Source organism: Pontibacter toksunensis (genome assembly GCF_042686245.1).
GTDB lineage: Bacteria > Bacteroidota > Bacteroidia > Cytophagales > Hymenobacteraceae > Pontibacter > Pontibacter toksunensis.
In genome coordinates, this window is the sequence record NZ_JBHUOX010000008.1 from 81,599 (window position 1) to 100,208 (window position 18,610).

The following is an 18,610-nucleotide window of genomic DNA, read 5'->3' on the forward strand; positions in this document are numbered from 1 at the left end:
AGTCAGAAACAGGAATTTATACCATAAACACGAAGGCCAGCAACTTCAGCTGGCCTGCGTGTTTATATGTGTTTGAAGCTGGTAGTCGTTTAAAACCAGCAATCGTTGCCAGTATAAAGTGCAGAATGAAGATAAAAAGCAGGCCTGGCAGCTACAGAGAGGCATCTATTTCCCCAGCCTCACCTGGATAAAGCCATTCTCGTAGCTTTGGCTGCTCTTCACTTTTAGCTTAGTCTCCTGTGCCCCAGGTGCAAAAAGCGGTATTCCTTCGCCCAATACTCGTGGTATATAGGTGAGGATGATCTCATCAATAAGGCCGTGATTGAGCAGGAGCGTGTTCAATTGCCCGCCACCAATAAGCCAGATGTCCTTCCCGGGTTGTTGCTTCAACTGCTGTACAAACCCAGTTGCGTCAGTATGGATGAACTTTACAAATTCTGTATCGGTATGCCCGGCAAAGCGGCTAAAGACGTAGTTTGCTTTGTCAGGGTAAGGGAACGGCATATCGAAGCCAAGAATCACCTCATAGGTGCTGTGGCCCATGAGGGTAGTATCAAAGGACTGCAGGAACTCACTATAGCCGAAGTCTTCGCCCTTTATGGTGTATATCTCGTCGTGCAGCCACTCTGTACTGCCGTCGGAGCGGGCAATAAAGCCGTCTAAACTGGCGGCAATGTAGAGAACAACCTTTCGCATGTGCTTATTGGTTATAGCCTGATAATGAATAAAAATCTATGTCACTCTATGCTGAGCCTCGCTGGTACTTGTACAATGCTGCGCACATTCTGCCCGTTTACCCTTGCCGGAATCAACTCGCCAGGCAAGAGCTTTACGGCGCGCAAAGCTTCTGCCTCAACCTAATTGCTGGTGCCTCTTTGTTTATAACGATACAAGACTCGCACTACATAAGTATACTAGCTATTTCCTTTACATCAATTCTTTGTCCTTCGATTTGCGAAGCACCCTCAGGTAAGCTACCAGGTTGTCGAGTTCCTTATCTGAAATAGCATCTTCCTTAAAGGCTGGCATCATACCAATGCCATGGCGTACCTGGTATTTAATCAGGAAGCCAGGAAGGGGCTTGTTGTTGATGGCAGGACCCAGGCCAGCCGTACCTCCCGGATGACACATCTGACAGTACGACATGTATACTTTCTCTCCCTGCGCCAATGCCTGATTTTCTAAATTTACAGGGTCAAACATAGGGACTCCTCTGCGGGCTGTGCCGCAGTTGCTAAGCAGGAGTAAAAGGAACAAACCAGCAGTGAGTATAAAATGTCTTTTCATAGGTGAAGCTACTTCTTTGTGATTTTCCAGACTACCCCGGTTTTTACCTCCGGGTTCATTTCTTTTCCGCCCATGTACAGGATGCCAAAGTCTACAATGTAGAGGCTTTCTCCATCTGGCGAGAACTTCACACTGATTGGCCGTTCAAGTCCACCGGTTTTAAGCTTGGAGGCAGGCGCCACTATTTTCCCCCTGTTAGCTGCGAAATCTGAAATCACGCCATTCTCCACATTCACCCGCACTATCTTATATCCCACTGGAGCCAGCACTTTACCTACATCCGGTGCCTGGTCACCGAACTGTGCCACAAAGGCCTGCCCCTTATAACCAAAAGCATCACTGCGGGAAAAGTCAAGGCCGTTGGAGGAGGAGTGTACACCCAACTTAGCGATAGGCTTGGGTGGGGTGTTGGGGTGCTGTGCGAGCAGGGGTTGCGGTGCCTTCTTGTCCGGGGCTTCGAAGCGCTCTCCGTTTATGAGCATTCCGCCGGCATAATCCGGCCAGCCGTACCACATGCCCTCCTGCACCTCCCAAAGGTTATCACTTACGCCCCAAATGGGGCGGCTGCCACGCACGTCGAAAGCGTTTTCGCTTGTATACAGCTTACCCGCAGGCGAAAAGGCCAGTCCGAAAGGGTTGCGGAAGCCCCAGGCTATCAGTTCAGGCGGCGCACCACCTTCCACGGGTATGCGCAGCACGGCGCCAGAGCAGGGAATCCGGCCTTCTATTACCTGGCCCTCCGTAGTGGGGGTGCCATAGGGGGAATAGGCGCCTGTCGTGTGTTTCTCCCTTTCAGGCTCGGGAGGTAACTCACTGGTGTAGTTTCTGCCTACCAGCACCACGTCCTGGCAAGGAATGTCATGGAAATCCGGGTAACGTTTCAGCCAGCCGAAATCATAGTTGTCCGGCCCAACAACGCCTGAGTTGGTAGCCGTGCCCAGCGAGAAGTATAACTTGTTGTCTGAGCCGACTACAATACCGTTGGTATGATGATCGCCCATGGTGGGGAGATTCTCTAGCAGCGTCGTGATGTTGCCCTCGGGAGAAATGCGTAGGATTTTGCCGCCCAGCAGTTCGCCGCCCTCCGACACATAAAAGCTGCCGTTGTGGAAAGTAACCCCTGTCCATGGGCCATTCTTAGCGCCGATAGCGATGGTAGTGAGGCTGCCGTCCGGTTCCACACGCAGCAACCGGGGCTCCAGGAATACCTCGCCATAAGAATATCCTGCCTCTATAACGTACGCCCGCCCCTGGTCATCAAATGTTACTCCCGTAGGAAAAGTCAGTCCTGTGGCCACTGCCTCAGCTTTGTACCCGGCAGGCAGGGCAATATCGGCTGGGTCAACAGGGCGAACATTCATGCGGATGTCTCCCTGGCCACCTCCGTCGGAGGAAAGCAGTCTGAAGCAGCCGCTTAAAGAAAAGGTAAAAAGCAGCGGGAGCAGGTATCGAAAAGACCTCATATTTGGGATATCAAAATATTTAGTATAAATTATAACTTAATCATTCAGTACGTCTTACCATTACCGAAGTTGAAAACAAGCCTTCATCAAAAGCAGTATCTGGCAGCATTGAAACAGAAAAACAGCCTGTCTGAGATTTTGTTTTGGGGGCTGGGTATAGGGGTGCTGGCGCTGATGGAGCCTGACGGAAATCACTTGTTCAGCCTGTGCCCCTTTAGTTGGATATGGGAGAGTGGGTGTTGGGGCTGTGGCCTGGGGCATGGCATTGCCTACCTTTTTCGGGGTGAGTGGCAGGCATCGTGGGAGGCGCATCCGCTGGCGCTGCCAGCAGTCCTGATCTTATTGTGGCGTTGTGGGCAACTGCTGCTCTGGTCCTACCGCCAACCTGACATGAAAAATCTAATATAAAACTATGGCTAATATTCTGAACCTGATGCCGGAGCTCGACCCGGAGGAAATGAACTACATCCAGACGCTGGTGAAAGACATGTCGGACCAGGAGGCACAGCGGTTTGTGCATATTTACCGTTCCCGTCGCAAAGATTCACAACTAACCCTTATTACAGCCCTCATCGGGTTAGTGGGTGTAGCCGGTGTGCACCGGTTTCTACTCGGCCAGATTGGAATGGGCCTGCTCTACTTCTTTACCGGTGGCCTCTGCTTTGTAGGTACCATCATCGATGCCATCAACTACAAGCGACTGACCTTTGAATACAATGTAAAGGAAGCGCAACGGGTGTTGTACATGATGCAGTACACGTGATACAGTAGGAAAGAAATGAAAAAGTTCGTTTTGAAGGATTGACAGGGGCAGGAGACGTGGCTAAACTTATAGCGCAGGCGTACGGTGCGCCTGCGTTATCATAAAAGTATGCCGCTGTTCATCCCAGACGTTATACTACTCCAATTTAGTTACTCCACGTCAGGCTTGCTGATGTTTACCTCCCGCCAACTTTGATGAAGCGGTTACGGTAGCGCTGGCTGCCGTTGCTCAACTGCAGAATGTAGTATCCTGCAGCCAGTTCAGAAACATTCAGCCTTACATTCATCGTTTCTTTTAGTTGTTGGCGCAAGACTACCTGCCCCACGGAGTTATATACCATGGCAGAGGTAGCCCCAAAGGGTAAGTTATCGATATGTACGAAGCCCGGTGTGGGGTTAGGATAAAGTACAGTTTCTTCCAGTAGCGGCACTTCTAAAACAACATTTTGTCGTGCCGGCAGTGTCGTGTTCAATACCCAGTTCTGAGGATCTACCTCGATGCTTGTTACTGTGCCTTGTATCTCCAGCAGGTGCTGCTCCAGTGGCTCGTCCTGAGTCACGCGAATGGTGGTGGTGCCGGTGCTTGTCCGGATAAGGTACTGCAGGTCAGTTTTGAAGAAAAGGGTGGAAGAACTGCTGGTGCTTTGGCGGTTTACTATCAGCAGCCTGTTGCCCTCCTGATTCCATTCAATATTAAAGATGGGATATCCTTCACCGCTGTACCACTGATCAAAAAAGTAATCCAGGTCCATGTTGGTTGTTTCCTCGAATACCCGCTGCAGGTCAGCGGTAGAAGCTGTGCCTCCGCCGTATTGCCGCATGTAGTTCCGCAGGGCCTCAAAGAACAAGGCATCGTCATTTACCTCAAAGCGCAGCATGTGCACCACAGCAGCTCCTTTTTTGTATGTCAGGCGATAGTCAAATATTCTGCTGACGCTGGTGGTATCTCTGACTTTAAGGCTCCCGGAAGGGCGCTGCAGGGCAAAGTTGTGTGCATCCTGCATCCAGGTGCCGGCATTTGCTGGGCTGAAGCGCTGCAGGGCCAGGTATTCCGCATAAGAGGCAAACCCTTCGTTCAGCCAGATATCCTGCCAACTGGCACAGGTAACGTGGTCGCCAAACCACTGGTGCGCCAGCTCATGAGCCGTGAGGGTGAAGAAGAAGGTGCTTTGCGTTGTCATTGTCTGGTGCTCCATGCCGCCACCCATCGGTGCCATGCTGTGCCCATACTTTTCTTTGTGGAAAGGGTAAAGCGTAAACAGGTCGGAGAAGTGTTCCAGTAAGGGGGCAGTCTGGTCTATCTCTGCTTTATAAAAGGCAAGCGCTTCTCCTCCGTATACATAATTTAGAATAGGAACAGGTGCTGCAGCGCCTTTCGGGTTTGCATTTATCTGGTACTCCTGGTAGTCAGAAACCGCTACAGACACCAGGTAATAGTCAATCGGGTAACGCGAGTTCCACTCAAAGCGTTTCTTATTGTTTGGTAAGTCTACTACGCGTGTCAGCAGCCCGTTTGAACCAACCTTATTTTCTGCGCTGGTAGTAACAAGCACATGCACGGAATCGGCTTTATCGGTAAGGACCTGTTTGGTTGGCCACCACTCGTAAGCAGCATAAGGCTGACTCAGGCTCCAGGTAACGGAGTTGCCCCAGGTGGGCTCAATGGCTGTGCTGAACCCGTTGCCAATAGCAGCGCCGGCGCCAGAGGGAGCAGTTCCTCTGTAGTGAATGATGGCGGTAACGGAGGCCCCTGCATTAATGGGAGTGGATAGTGCTACTGCTACATCACCGGCGTTTCGTGTTATCACCCTTTCTCTTACATTATTTATTAGTACAGAGTCAATCTGGAAATTGGGGTGAAGCTCGAAAGCGAAGGCTGTGAGTGGAGCCACTTGTACCTTAGCAGCCAAGGTAACGTTGCCGGCAATGTAAGTGCTGTTTCGTTCCAGTTGCAGGTCCAGTCTGTAAAAAGTCATGTCGTACTGGTTCATCAGGCGTTGGTGTTCAGGCGTGGCTGCCGCCTGCCGCTGCACGGTGTGCAGACGGCTTTCGGCACAGGAATTCATACTTTGTGCCCACCCGCTTTGATAGCAGAGACAGACAGAGAGTATAAGAAGCAGATTTCTGATAAACATAATATGAGGTTGTAGTGCAGGAACGAAAGAATTCTTAAAAGTAGTACAATACAAGATGTTACGGTTTCTTCTGGATGGGTGCTTTGTAATTAGTAATGATTTTTTGAATGTAGGTAAGCAAAACATAAATTGCGCTCCTGCTACACCGCATTGTGTTGTGTCGGGGGCTACATTCATTCTTAAATTTAATGACTGACCTGTACTTATCTGAAATTTACATTTACCCTATCAAATCTTTAGGAGGCATAAGCGTACCCACAGCAGCAGTAGAAGACCGTGGCCTGCGCTACGACCGCCGCTGGATGCTGGTAGATGAAAAGGGAAACTTCCTGACGCAGCGGCAGCATGCCCGGATGGCGTTGTTGCAGGTGTCGCTGCTGGAGGAGGGCTTGTCGGTGAGCCATAAGAAGGGGGAGATGGAGCCGCTGTTCATTCCCTTTGGAATAAAAGATGCAGCAGCGCCTGAACTTCAGGTAACTGTTTGGGATGACACACTGGCTGCGCAGGAGGTGGGTCCTGAGATTAGTGCCTGGTTCACAGAAGCACTCGGAATGCCGGCGCGGTTGGTGCGTATGTTGGAGCAGGCCCGGCGCCTCGTAGATACGGAGTACGCCCGGAATGGCGAGGTGGTAAGTTTTTCAGATGGGTATCCTTTTATCATTATCGGGCAGGCTTCATTGGATGACCTCAACAGCCGGTTAGATCAGCCTGTGCCTATAAATCAGTTCAGGCCTAACTTCGTGTTCCGGGGTGGAGCAGCTTTTGAAGAGGATACCTGGAGCGACTTTCTGATAGGAGAAATTCCTTTTCAGGCTGTAAAGCCTGTAGCACGTTGTGTGGTGACTACTATCAACCAGGAAACAGCCGGGAAAAGCGCAGAGCCCCTTCGCACGCTGGCAACATACCGGCAAGTCCGCCACAAGATTATCTTCGGGCAGAACCTTTTATCCGGTAGTGCAGCAGGTTCTGTTAAAGTCGGCGATAAACTGGAAGTGCTTTCGCGGAAGTAGTGGCTAAATGTTCGGCAACATTCTGGCTACTACCACCTGTAGGTATGTTACTGCTTTTGGAGGTACAGGTCCGATAAGGCAACTGAAGTTCATTTGAAAATGAGATGCTTGGCTCTTTCTAAAGGATAAAAATACAAGGCTTTCGAGCTAAATGTGTAGCATTAGATGAGCAAGAATCAAGTTTACTGTGATGAGCATGGGATACCTGGCTTTGCTCTCCGCAACATTAGACAAATTTGGCTTCTGCAGTTCTGCATTTTGTTATTCTCTTCTCTCTTCCTGTAGCCAAGCTTATGAGTGCACTTCCTTTCCTGACTTTTTCACAAGTCCTATTGGTGCCTGATTCTAAACAAATTATATAAAGAACTAGCTGAAAGATACAAAGCTATAACTATCTGAAGAAAGCAATACTTATTTTGCTATACTTTAACACAAGGGGTATGTTAACTGAGTTCTTTATATTTTTATAGCTAAAAGTAGAGCAGATTTGTAAAATGTAATATGCTTTATGTCGAATTCGGGAAACCTAATAAACCTTCAATCCTGAATGAATCTGTGGTTTAACAGCAAAATAGCAAATTAATATTTATCGCATTTTTAATATATTATTCAATGCGTTGATTAGCAAGAGATTGTGTCCTGTATTAATAATTTCATATTCGGGATAAACTTCTATAATTTACGTTCGATACCTTCTTTTAAATCCCTGCAATTGGCTCTTATCCAGGTAGGTTAGTTTTACAATTAAAATTTTAGACTTAACTTTGAATGTCTAAACAACAACTAACAAACATTTTTAACTCAAAAAACTAGTATGAAAAGAGTACTACTACTAAGTTTTGCTTTGGTGTTTGCCTTGCTGCAGCAGGTGTATGCACAAAGCACAACTGTGTCGGGGCGGGTAACCGACCAAAGCTCCGGGGAGGGACTTCCCGGCGTTTCTGTAATTGTGAAAGGCACTACTGTTGGTGCTACAACATCCGCTGACGGAAGTTACTTAGTTAACGTTCCAGCAAATAATAATACTTTAGTTTTCAGGTACATCGGTTACGCTAACCAAGAGGTTGCTATAGATGGCAGAAGTACTATCAACGTAACTCTTGCATTAGACCAAAAGCAGTTGCAGGAGGTGGTAATCACAGGTTATGGCTCTACGGTTGCAAAAGAACTGACAGGTTCTGTGGCTACGGTAGGTACAGAAGATCTTGAAGATCGTCCGGTTGTTTCTGTTGACCAGTTATTGCAGGGCCAGGTGGCTGGTCTGCAATCAGTTGGTGCTTCAGGACAGCCAGGCGCTAATCAGGAGATTCGTATCAGAGGTATCGGTTCAATAAATGCCGGTTCAGATCCATTATATGTTGTGGATGGGGTTATTATCAATACAGGTGACGTTTCAAGACTATCAACCACTTCAAACCAGTTGGCGGGATTGAACCCTAACGACATTGAAAGCGTGACCGTTTTAAAGGATGCAGCATCTACATCTATTTATGGCTCAAGAGGTGCGAATGGAGTTATCCTGATCACAACCAAAAAAGGGGTTGCCGGAAAAACTAAGTTCAACTTCTCTACTGAACATGGTTATACAGACCTTGCGAAGGTGCCGGATGCCGGTAAGTTCCTTAACGCAGAACAGTGGCTAGAGATTACAAGAGAAGGTCTTGTGAACGCTGGCGAAAGCCCAGCTGATATTGACCCTTACCTGGAATCTTTAGGGGCAGGTTCTGAAGTAGATACAGATTGGAGAGACCTGGTTACTAGAAGAGGAACACAGTCAACTTACAACTTATCGGCTTCTGGTGGTAATGAGAAAACCAAATTCTTCGTATCTGCCGGTTTGTTCAACCAAGAAGCCCCTGTGATTGGATCAGAACTGCGCAGAATTTCAGGTACTTTAAACCTGAACCACACCGTTAACGAAAAGATTGACTTCTTCTCGACCTTTAATGCTTCAAACATAGACCAGAACTCACCTTCTAACGGTGGTGCTTTTGCAAACCCTGTAGGTGCTATTGGATTCCTTTTGCCGACTCAGAACCCATACAATGCTGACGGAACTTCTAACATCAACCGTAGTGGTGAACTTGGTTTCTCCGGTAACTATAACCCACTCTACCTGGTGGATAATGACAAGAGAGACTTGTCGAACACTAAATTGCTCGGTTCAGTAGGAGCAGGCTGGAACATTGCGAAAGGCCTGCGTTTTAGTTCTCAAGTAGGTGTTGACTTTATAAATCTGGAAGAGAGAATGTACTGGAACCCTTTCCATGGTGATGGTAGAAACTACGGTGGTTACGGCTTTGACTATTACACCCGTATCTTCAATTGGACAGCTACAAACCTGTTAAACTACCGCTTTACAGTACCAGGTGTTGATAGGTTAACTGCTGATGTAACAGTTGGTTATGAGGCACAAGAGTCAAGTGAGTACAGAATTACAAGCAGCGCGAACAACTTCCCGCCTACAACAGCTTTGACTGGTACAGTAGTAGCAGCAAGCCCTGTGGATGCAGCAGCAACGGGTAACGATTTCTCCTTCTCCTCTGTTCTGTCAAGAGCAAACATTTCCTACGCTGACAGATATGTGTTGAGCGGTAGCTTCCGTCGTGATGGTTCTTCCAGATTCGGTTCGGACAACAGATACGGTAATTTCTGGTCAGTAGGTGCGTCCTGGAATGTTGATCAGGAAGACTTCTTTCAGGATGTGGATGTAGTGTCGACCCTGAAACTTAGATCTTCTTATGGTGTGAATGGCAACGCCGCTCTGTCAGATAATTTCGGCAACTATACTTGGAGACCATTGTATGGCTACGGCATCAACTACAACCAGCAGCCTGGTGGTGCTTTCACAAACATAGGTAATACTGCGCTGACGTGGGAGTTAAACAAGCCGTTCAACGTGGGTGTAGACCTTGGCTTCCTGAGCGATCGTTTATCATTAACGGCAGATTACTATATAAGAACTACAAGCGACCTGCTCTTTAACCGTCCGATTTCCAGAACTACTGGTTTCACAACTATCCTGGAAAACATCGGAGAGATGAAGAACAGAGGATTTGAAGTTTCAGTTACAGGTTACCCGATTGATGGCGAGTTCAAGTGGAGAACCAGCTTCAACATTGCTTCCAACAGAAACGAAATCACACAGCTTCCTGAAGGTGAAGACATCATCGATGGTTCTTTCATTCTTAGAGAGGGATTAGATTACAGAACTTTCTATGTGCGCCAGTGGGCTGGTGTTGACCCTGATACAGGTGATCCGATGTGGTGGAGAGATGCTGAGAAAACAGAGACTACAAAAGTGTATGGCCAAGCTGCTCGCGTACCTTATGAGAGTGCATCTCCAAAGTACTTTGGTGGCTTCAACAATACCTTCTCTTTCAAAGGCTTTACATTAGACGCCTTGGTGGTTTACAACTTTGGTAACTATGTAAGAGATTCATGGGAATACTACCTGATTGATGGTTCATATCCATTGTCAAACAAATACAGCAAAGTGTTAGACAGATGGCAGGAGCCAGGCGACATTACTGATGTGCCGAGATATGAATATAACCTAACAAACAGCTCAAGCAGCTTCTCAACAAGACTGTTGTATAGTGGAGACTTTATTCGCCTGAGAAACCTGCAGCTTGGTTATGACCTGCCAACTCAGTGGGTAGAGAAAATTAAACTATCCAGAGCTAATGTTTATGTACGCGGTACAAACCTGTTAACAAAGGTTTATGATGAAGACCTTCCGATAGATCCGGAAGCAGGTGTTAATGGTATTCAAAATGCGAACGTTCCGATTTCAAAGGCGGTTACTGTTGGTTTGAATGTTAGTTTCTAATTATAAGAGTTAATTAAGTAGATTATGAAAATGAAATTCATATATATGTCTTTGCTCTCAGCAACTATGTTATTGAGTTCATGTGAGGACGATTTCCTGGAAAAAGAGCCTTATGCCTCAGTTCCGATTGGTAGTGCAATAACTACAACAGAAGAGATGCAGGCGGCCATGAATGGTGTGTACGCTTCGCTGCGTACGTTTGAGACCTTTGGCAGAAACATACCTGTACTGGGTGACTTACTGGCTGATAACACATTTATTGCTCCTACCAACTCCGGGCGATATCTCAACCAGAACAACTTTACCCTTACTGCCTCCAGTGCAGAGCCAACTGAAATGTGGAATAACCTGTATGAGACAATCCTGAGAGCTAATACAGTTATCAACGCAGAGTTACCAAATGCTGATGCTGATGTAGTAAATCAGTTAACAGGGGAGGCGTATGCTGTAAGAGCATTGGCTTATCATGAGTTGGTTAAATTCTTTGCAACACCATATACTGTGGACCCAAGTGCTCCAGGTGTACCCATCGTGACCGTGTACGAGCAAAATGCAGAGCCAGCACGTAGTTCAGTGCAGCAAGTTTATGAGCAAATCATCGCGGATTATGCAAAAGCATATGATCTGATGGAAGCGGGAGCTGCTGAAGATGCGTCTTACATGAGCAAATATGCAGCAAGAGCATTGCAGGCACGTACTTACCTGTTCATGGGAGACTATGAAAATGCGAAAGCTGCAGCTTTAGATGTTGTTACTAACAGCGGTTACAAGCTTGTTACAGCAGCTAATTATGTAAGCTACTGGAAGAACCCTACTCCTGTTTCTAACATGGATGAGACTATCTTTGAAGTTTCAATAGATGCTATTGATAACAACGGTTCGAACGCGCTGGCTAACATCTATGACCAGGGAGGATACGGTGACATCTTAGCAACCACTGATCTGTATAATACCTATACAGAAGGTGATGTGCGCTTAGGTGTGATATTAGTGGGAGAGCGTGGTAACGTTAAGCCTGCTTACATCGTCAATAAATATTCAAACCGTACCAACCCTTCTGATAAGGATGATATCAAAGTAATCCGTTACTCTGAAGTACTATTGATATTGGCAGAGGCATATGCAAGAACAGGTGAAGAGGACAAGGCACTTGAAATCTTAAACATGCTGGTTGTGGAAAGAGGGGTTGCGCCATATACTTCTACCGGAGAGCAGCTGATCCAGGACATTCTTGTTGAGAGACGCAAAGAATTAGCTTTCGAAGGACACCGTTACTGGACCCTGTCACGCCTGAACATGCCTATAGCACGTACTGATCAGCAGCCGGCTTCTGCCAGGTTGATTCCAGTTGACGATCCACGACGCATTCAGCCAATCCCACAAGGGGAGATTGATGCAAATCCGAACGTTGTACAAAATGACGGTTATTAATTTAATCTCATAAAAAAAATAAAGGGTAGACATCGTGTCTACCCTTTATTTTTTTTACCTGTACCTCAAATTAGGTGAATAGATAGTCTGATAGAGTATCGAGAAAGAACAACATCCTGGTTAAGTACTGCTTATTTTCTCAGGAGTATCGCTATCATATTTTACGGGAGGGAAAAAACGATAGCACAAAATTCGATGAGGCTCCACTGCAAGAATAAAAGTAACCGCAAGATGAAGTGAAAAGATGTTGCAGGATCTCTGCGCATTCTACCTATGTAGTTTGTTCTCTCATCTTGAGAGCCCAAAGTAGCCCTATTGGTATATAGCATAGTAATAGGAAGCTATCAACAAAGCGGGAAATCTCTCGTTCTGCTCCGTTCCTCAGTTAGCAGAACTAGTGCATACACAACTGTTACCTTCAAACAACTTACAGCCATCCACAGGAAGCGCCTGAAGACGCAATTCTTCAACAGCAAAACCATGTGTGTTGCCAGAAGGCTAGAACAACTATAAAAAGGAGGAGCTGTAGCTTTCTTCAAGAAAGATTGAAGCAGGCGAACAACGTCTGATAGAGCAGCCTGTCATTTGCTAAATACCCTGTTGGGTATATTTAGTATCAGCTGTTTCTTCTATCAGCTGTTTCTTCCCTCTGCCGCAGGTGAGTTCGAAGAACCGGATAGCACACTTCGATAACAATAAGCTAGTGCTATTGGAGTAAGCGTCAACACCAATCATATTTCTTAGTGATAGAGGTGAAAAGAACCCTTCTGGTAAAAGAAGAAGTTAGCTGATGGTCATAGGCTAGAAATCCTCCATGACTCTTATATACACACAGCAAAACCGCTTCGCTGTAGTTTCAAATTCTAAACCAACTTACAAAATCAAATGTCACAAGTCGTGTTGTAGTAAAGCTGTAGCTACTAAGTAAAGTGTTCAAAATCTACATATAGCTAAAGCGATCTAAATAGACGAGCTTAAACTATTTCTGAATTTTTGAGCAGGCTCTCATAAAGATGAAAGTATACATCAGATTTAACATGATAGCTAATAAGTTAACCTTCTGTCATCAATATAACATAAGCTAAACGGGATTTCTATTTTCTCAGCTGTCTTAAAAAAATATAATTAAAATGTTTAAACTTTGACTTTGTTAGGGTTCTAATAAAGATTTTAAGAAGTGTAGTTTAATGTAGGTGAAAAAGAAATAACATATACTTGATAAAGTTGTATCCTTTAATTATTTAAATAATGAGTAGCACTATTTTCGTCGATAAAAAACTTTGAGCCAGAGAGTCTAATCGTTGCTTATATGCTATATATCACAAGCTAAAATTGCAAATTTGATATTTTTACAACTGATAATCAGCTGTTTATTGACGTAAGGGGGTTTCTGTTGCTACCTTAGCTTTATAAATAGTAAATGCAAAGCGTGATGTAAAATCTTATGCATATAGATCTATTTTGGAAAAATGTTGCATTTAAATATGAACTAAGTGAAAAGGCTATCTAATTTATTTTATTTTATTTTCCATTTGTGTTATTCTACCTATATTGGGTGTTACAAACAATATCTAACAAACAATTTTTTATCTAACCTTAAAACTTTAGTATGAAAAGAGTACTACTACTAAGTTTTGCTTTGGTGTTTGCCCTGCTTCAGCAGGTGTATGCTCAAAGCACAACTGTGTCGGGGCGAGTAACCGACGAAGCCACAGGGGAGGGACTGCCCGGTGTTTCTGTAATTGTGAAAGGTACCACTGTTGGTGCTACTACTGGTGCTGACGGAGCTTATTCTGTTAACGTTCCGGCTAACAAAAACACATTAATCTTTAGGTATATTGGCTATTCTGCGCAAGAGATTGCGATAGATGGCAGAAATACCATCAGTGTTAGTTTGTCAGTAGATAGCGAAATGCTATCCGAGGTTGTGGTTCAGGTTCCTTACGGATCAGTTGCAAAAACAGCCTTTACAGGAGCCGAGTCTACCATTACTACACGTGAGATCCAGAGACAGCAGGTAACATCCGTTACGCGTGTGCTGGAAGGCCTTGCGCCTGGTATCCAGACAAGCAACGGCGGTGGTGCGCCAGGATCAAGTGCGAATGTGCGTATCCGTGGTATTGGTTCTGTAAATGCAAGCAGCTCTCCTTTATATGTAGTGGATGGCGTTCCTTTTGATGGAACTATATCTTCTATCTCAACTGATGATATTGCGTCTGTTACTGTACTGAAAGATGCTGCTGCTTCAGCATTATATGGTGCCCGTGCTGCAAACGGTGTTATCATGATAACTACTAAAAAAGGTAGTGGTGGCAAGCCAAGATTGGCTGTTAACTTAAGAAAAGGTGTTTCTGAGCGTGGTATCCCGGAATATGAGCGGGTTAATGCTGATCAGTATTACGAACTGATGTGGGAAGCTACACGAAATGCTCGTCTTGCTGCTAAAAACCCGGCTACTGGTGTTAAATTCACACCAGAAGAAGCTGCTATATCTGCTTCTAACACAATTGCAGGTCCTAATGGACTGGTTTATAACCCATATAACGTTGCTGATAATGAGGTTATCGATCCTGCAACAGGCAAGCTGAACCCTAATGCAAGGCTCTTGTATCAAGATAACTGGTCTGACGAGTTGTTCCAGAAAGCAACCAGAACAGACTTGAACATGAACTTATCTGGTGGAGAAGGTGCCAGCAACTACTATATCTCATTAGGTTACATCAATGAAGAAGGTATTGCCAAGTTCTCTGAGTATGATCGTTTCAATGGTCGCGTGAACGTGAACACTGGTTCTGGTGACTGGTTGAAAGCTGGTCTTAATATCTCAGCTACACTATCTGACTATGACGGTAACTTCGCTACTGGTACTGCTACCTCCAACCCTTTCTATTTCTCAAGATACATGGGGCCTATCTATCCAGTATGGGAGAGAAATGCAGAAGGTGGTTTTGTAGTAGACCCTATCACTGGTGGAAGAGTACTGGATTGGGGTGTGCCTTCACAAATGGGAACCCGCCCTTATGCTGGTAATTCAAACCTGTTAGGTTCATTAGACCTTGACGAAAACTCTACAAGAAGAAGTGAGGCAATTGCAAACGCATACGTTGAGTTTAACTTCCTGGAAGATTTCAAATTCAAGACTACGCTTGGTGGTAACTACAATAATGCCTTGGGAACTGGTTTCCAAAACTCACAGTTTGGTGATGCCGCTAACGTAACAGGTAGATCTACTAAATCTGATACCCGTGATGTTTCTTTTACTTTCAACCAAGTATTAAGCTGGAACAAAGAATTGGGTTCTCATACTATCAACGCATTAGTTGGTCATGAAAACTACTCTTATGAGAGAAGATTCATGTCTGCTACCCGTACAGGTTTTCCTTTCCCGGGAACTTCTGAACTGGCACCGGCAGCCACAGCCGGCGCATCAACTTCCTACACAAACGAGCACAAACTGGAAGGTTTCTTCTCGCAGGTAAGCTATGCCCTGAACGATAAGTATCTACTTTCAGGTAGCTTCAGAAGAGACGGTTCTTCCAGATTCTACGAGGATGTACGTTGGGGTAACTTCTGGTCAGTAGGTGCAGGCTGGCGCATTGGCCAGGAAAGCTTCCTGAGCAATGTTACTTGGGTTGATGAGTTAAAACTTAGAGCCAGCTATGGTGAGCAGGGAAACGAAGACGTTCAGAACGCCAATGGTACATCCAACTATTATGCATGGCAGGGACTTTATGGCCTTGGATGGAACAACGTAAACAGCCCGGGTGCCCTGATACAGACTTTACCAAACCCAGAGCTGTTGTGGGAGAAAAACGCAACATTCAACGTTGGTGTTGATTTCAGAATATTCAACAAATTAGATGGTACTGTAGAGTACTTTGATAGAACATCAGACAACCTGTTGTTTGATGTTCCACTGCCATTATCCACTGGTATTGAATCAAGATGGGAGAACGTTGGTACCATGAAGAACTACGGTTGGGAATTGCAGTTGGGCTATAATGCCATTACAACAACTGATTTCGACTGGAGAATTGATGTAAACCTGACCAGCTACGAAAACAAAATCACAAAGCTGCCTCAGGACGAAATCATCCGTGGTACCAAGAAGCTAATGGTAGGCCACAGTGTGTACGATTTCTGGTTGCGTGAGTATGCCGGGGTTGATCCAGCTACTGGTGACGCTTTGTATTACAAGGATGTGTTGGGTGCTGATGGCGAGCCTACTGGTGAGCTTCAAACAACCAACGTAATCAACCAGGCAACTTACTACTACCATGGCTCAGCTATTCCTGATTTGATTGGTGGTGTTTCTAATTCACTCCGTTACAAAGGGTTTGACCTGTCAGCGTTAGTTACTTTCCAGACTGGTGGTAAGTTCTACGACTCAAACTATGCTAACCTGATGCACAGGGGTTCTTATGGAACACACTTCAGCGTTGACATCCTTGACAGATGGCAGCAGCCAGGTGACATCACAAATGTGCCAAGACTACAGACTGGTGTTGCTGGTCAGGACGGTGCTTCTAACAGATGGTTGTTTGACGCTTCTTATCTGACTGTTAAGAACATCAACTTCGGCTATACAATCCCCGCTTCCTTGACTAACAAAATTGGAGTGAGCTCTCTAAGAGCTTTCACAGCCATGGATAATGCCTTAATTTTAACGAAAAACGAGGGAATGGATCCACAAAGAAGCTTCGACGGAACGTCAGATTATACTTACCCAATCTTCCGTACTGTTACTTTTGGTCTTAATGCCAACTTTTAATTAAGTAATTAAAATCTAACATGAAAAGTATATTAAAGAAGATAAGCCCGTTAGCCTTAGCAGTATTGATGCTAACGAGCTGCGAAAAAGAGTACCTGGAGACTGCGCCAACAGCTGATGTTTCTATCGAAACGGTGTTCCAGACCACGGAGGGTGCGTTAGTTGCTCTTAATGGTACCATCAGGTCAATGTGGACCAGTATGGCTGGCAGTCACGGGCACTTTGGTCAAAAGTCTTATGACCTGACCATGGACCTGATGGGAAATGATATGGTCATACACACTCAAGGTTATAGTTGGTTTACCACAGAGTACAATCTTACAGCACAGGCTTCAGCTGCGAACAACTCGAGATCTGATGTAGCCTGGGAGTACTACTACAGAACCATCAATAACGCGAACCGAATTATTGCTGGTCTTGAGACAGCAAGCGGTACAGAAGAAGAGAAAGAGTACATCAGAGGAAATGCGTTAGCATTGAGAGCTTACTCTTACTTCTATTTAATTAACCTGTGGCAGCATACTTATGTTGGAAATGAAAATGCACCTGGTGTGCCGATTTACACAGAACCAACTACAGAAGGTAAGCCAAGAGCAACTGTGCAGGAGGTTTATGCTCAGATAATCTCAGACTTAGATGCTGCTGAAGCTATGCTTGAAGGGCAGGATAGACTGCACACTTCACATGTAAATACAAATGTGGTGCAGGGAATAAGAGCAAGAGTAGCGCTGCAAATGGAAGACTGGACTACTGCAGCTGCCAAAGCAAACCAGGCAAGACAAGGTTTTGGCCTTATGTCTGCAGAGGAATTCCAGGCTGGTTTTGGTGTTGATACAGAAGAGTGGATTTGGGGCCTGGAGATTCCAAACGATCAATCTACCATTTTTGCTTCTTTCTTTTCTCACTTTGATGCTTCCAGGTTAAGCTATGCAAGCCTGGGTCTGCAGAAGAAGATTACAAAAGAGCTGTATGACATGATTCCAGAGGGTGATGTTCGGAAGACTACTTTCGTAACTCCAGGTACTGGAACCGGAAGTGGCGCATCAGTTGACTATAACCAAAAGAAGTTCTATCTGCCAGTGGCAGGCTCTTGGGCTGCGGATTATGTTTTGATGCGTGCAGCAGAGATGTACTTGATCGAAGCTGAAGCGTTAGCAAGATTGGGACAGAATGCAGAGGCGCAGGCAGTACTGAATGAGCTTCTTGAGGCAAGGGTTGTAGAAGGCTTTGAGCCTGTAGCAGCTACAGGACAGGAACTGATAAATGAAATACTACTTCAGAGAAGAATTGAGCTTTGGGGTGAAGGTTTCTCTTTATTAGACCTGAAGCGCCTGAATCAGGATCTGAACAGGCCATCAGGAGCAGGAAACCATGATGCAGCCTTAGCTCAGGTATTCCAGAGAGAAATTGATGCTCCTGAGTTCTTGTTCAGAATACCACAGGCTGAAATTGATGCAAATGATGCGTTAACTGTTGCTGATCAGAATCCGGAGTAAGTAAGATTATCTAAATAAACTAAAAAGCCGCCTTCTCGAATGTAGAAGGCGGCTTTTTGATTTTTTGACACTTCAGGAATAACAGTGTCTGAACTTTAGGCGAAGTCCTGCACCTTAGTTGAGATAAATTAACATCAGAAATAAAGAAGAATGCCGTTGCTTTGTTAGGTGCCGCCTGCTTTTAATGGACATGTATAACAAGGTCGAAGTAGATAAAAAAGTGCTGCAGGATGCACAAGAACAGATTGGTTCAACCGTAATATTTACAAAAAGGCTTGAGCTAACTTGAGTTGGAGGACGTGATAGAAAATCAATACGTCATATGCCAAGAGATGCTGCTCCGGCACCAGTGTTTATTCTGATTCAGGTAAATATTCCTTCGGAACCAAAGAGAGGTAATGATATACGCCCATGCCAATGTAA

The 18,610-nt window shown here is 45.4% G+C and carries 11 protein-coding genes; 7 read left to right on the forward strand and 4 right to left on the reverse strand.

Annotation, left to right across the window (positions count from 1 at the left end; translation table 11 throughout):
* Positions 1-165: 165 nt before the first annotated feature.
* The 3 genes from ACFS7Z_RS12300 to ACFS7Z_RS12310 all read right to left on the reverse strand — a co-directional run bounded on the left by ACFS7Z_RS12300 (position 166) and on the right by ACFS7Z_RS12310 (position 2,750).
* Positions 166-696, reverse strand: coding sequence for a dihydrofolate reductase family protein (locus ACFS7Z_RS12300; protein WP_377484912.1), 531 nt, complete (start codon positions 694-696; stop codon positions 166-168).
* Positions 697-927: 231 nt separating this feature from the next.
* Positions 928-1,287 (reverse strand): c-type cytochrome, encoded by a 360-nt coding sequence (locus ACFS7Z_RS12305; protein ID WP_377484914.1) that lies wholly within the window; start codon positions 1,285-1,287, stop codon positions 928-930.
* An 8-nt stretch (positions 1,288-1,295) separates the two neighbouring features.
* Positions 1,296-2,750: a PQQ-dependent sugar dehydrogenase gene (locus tag ACFS7Z_RS12310; protein WP_377484916.1), complete on the reverse strand. Its 1,455-nt coding sequence runs from the start codon at positions 2,748-2,750 to the stop codon at positions 1,296-1,298.
* 108 nt (positions 2,751-2,858) lie between these two features.
* Between ACFS7Z_RS12310 and ACFS7Z_RS12315 the strand changes: the two genes are divergently transcribed.
* Positions 2,859-3,158 (forward strand): DUF2752 domain-containing protein, encoded by a 300-nt coding sequence (locus ACFS7Z_RS12315; RefSeq protein ID WP_377484918.1) that lies wholly within the window; start codon positions 2,859-2,861, stop codon positions 3,156-3,158.
* Positions 3,159-3,162: 4 nt separating this feature from the next.
* A complete protein-coding gene (locus ACFS7Z_RS12320) occupies positions 3,163-3,513 on the forward strand; it encodes a TM2 domain-containing protein (protein WP_377484920.1) in 351 nt (116 codons plus the stop codon).
* Between the two features lie 175 nt (positions 3,514-3,688).
* Here the strand turns inward: ACFS7Z_RS12320 and ACFS7Z_RS12325 are convergent, their stop codons facing one another.
* A complete protein-coding gene (locus tag ACFS7Z_RS12325; RefSeq protein WP_377484922.1) occupies positions 3,689-5,647 on the reverse strand; it encodes a M1 family aminopeptidase in 1,959 nt (652 codons plus the stop codon).
* 188 nt (positions 5,648-5,835) lie between these two features.
* On the opposite strand from ACFS7Z_RS12325, the gene ACFS7Z_RS12330 reads away from it, so the two are divergent.
* The 5 genes from ACFS7Z_RS12330 to ACFS7Z_RS12350 all read left to right on the forward strand — a co-directional run bounded on the left by ACFS7Z_RS12330 (position 5,836) and on the right by ACFS7Z_RS12350 (position 18,187).
* A complete protein-coding gene (locus ACFS7Z_RS12330) occupies positions 5,836-6,657 on the forward strand; it encodes an MOSC domain-containing protein (protein ID WP_377484924.1) in 822 nt (273 codons plus the stop codon).
* Between the two features lie 814 nt (positions 6,658-7,471).
* On the forward strand, positions 7,472-10,489 hold the full coding sequence (locus ACFS7Z_RS12335; protein ID WP_377484926.1) for a SusC/RagA family TonB-linked outer membrane protein: 3,018 nt from the start codon (positions 7,472-7,474) through the stop codon (positions 10,487-10,489).
* Positions 10,490-10,519: 30 nt separating this feature from the next.
* Positions 10,520-11,920, forward strand: coding sequence for a RagB/SusD family nutrient uptake outer membrane protein (locus ACFS7Z_RS12340; RefSeq protein WP_377484928.1), 1,401 nt, complete (start codon positions 10,520-10,522; stop codon positions 11,918-11,920).
* A gap of 1,609 nt (positions 11,921-13,529) precedes the next feature.
* The gene (locus tag ACFS7Z_RS12345; RefSeq protein ID WP_377484930.1) at positions 13,530-16,691 is read left to right on the forward strand and encodes a SusC/RagA family TonB-linked outer membrane protein; all 3,162 of its coding nucleotides are present in this window, start codon (positions 13,530-13,532) and stop codon (positions 16,689-16,691) included.
* A gap of 20 nt (positions 16,692-16,711) precedes the next feature.
* Entirely contained in the window at positions 16,712-18,187 is a 1,476-nt protein-coding gene (locus tag ACFS7Z_RS12350; RefSeq protein WP_377484932.1) for a RagB/SusD family nutrient uptake outer membrane protein, read from the forward strand.
* The last annotated feature ends 423 nt before the right edge of the window (positions 18,188-18,610 follow it).

Coding starts and splice junctions, on each gene's coding strand:
- ACFS7Z_RS12300 (WP_377484912.1), bottom strand. CDS start 696: ATGCGAAAGGTTGTTCTCTACATTGCCGCCAGTTTAGACGGCTTTATT.
- ACFS7Z_RS12305 (WP_377484914.1), bottom strand. CDS start 1,287: ATGAAAAGACATTTTATACTCACTGCTGGTTTGTTCCTTTTACTCCTG.
- ACFS7Z_RS12310 (WP_377484916.1), bottom strand. CDS start 2,750: ATGAGGTCTTTTCGATACCTGCTCCCGCTGCTTTTTACCTTTTCTTTA.
- ACFS7Z_RS12320 (WP_377484920.1), top strand. CDS start 3,163: ATGGCTAATATTCTGAACCTGATGCCGGAGCTCGACCCGGAGGAAATG.
- ACFS7Z_RS12325 (WP_377484922.1), bottom strand. CDS start 5,647: ATGTTTATCAGAAATCTGCTTCTTATACTCTCTGTCTGTCTCTGCTAT.
- ACFS7Z_RS12330 (WP_377484924.1), top strand. CDS start 5,836: ATGACTGACCTGTACTTATCTGAAATTTACATTTACCCTATCAAATCT.
- ACFS7Z_RS12335 (WP_377484926.1), top strand. CDS start 7,472: ATGAAAAGAGTACTACTACTAAGTTTTGCTTTGGTGTTTGCCTTGCTG.
- ACFS7Z_RS12340 (WP_377484928.1), top strand. CDS start 10,520: ATGAAATTCATATATATGTCTTTGCTCTCAGCAACTATGTTATTGAGT.
- ACFS7Z_RS12345 (WP_377484930.1), top strand. CDS start 13,530: ATGAAAAGAGTACTACTACTAAGTTTTGCTTTGGTGTTTGCCCTGCTT.
- ACFS7Z_RS12350 (WP_377484932.1), top strand. CDS start 16,712: ATGAAAAGTATATTAAAGAAGATAAGCCCGTTAGCCTTAGCAGTATTG.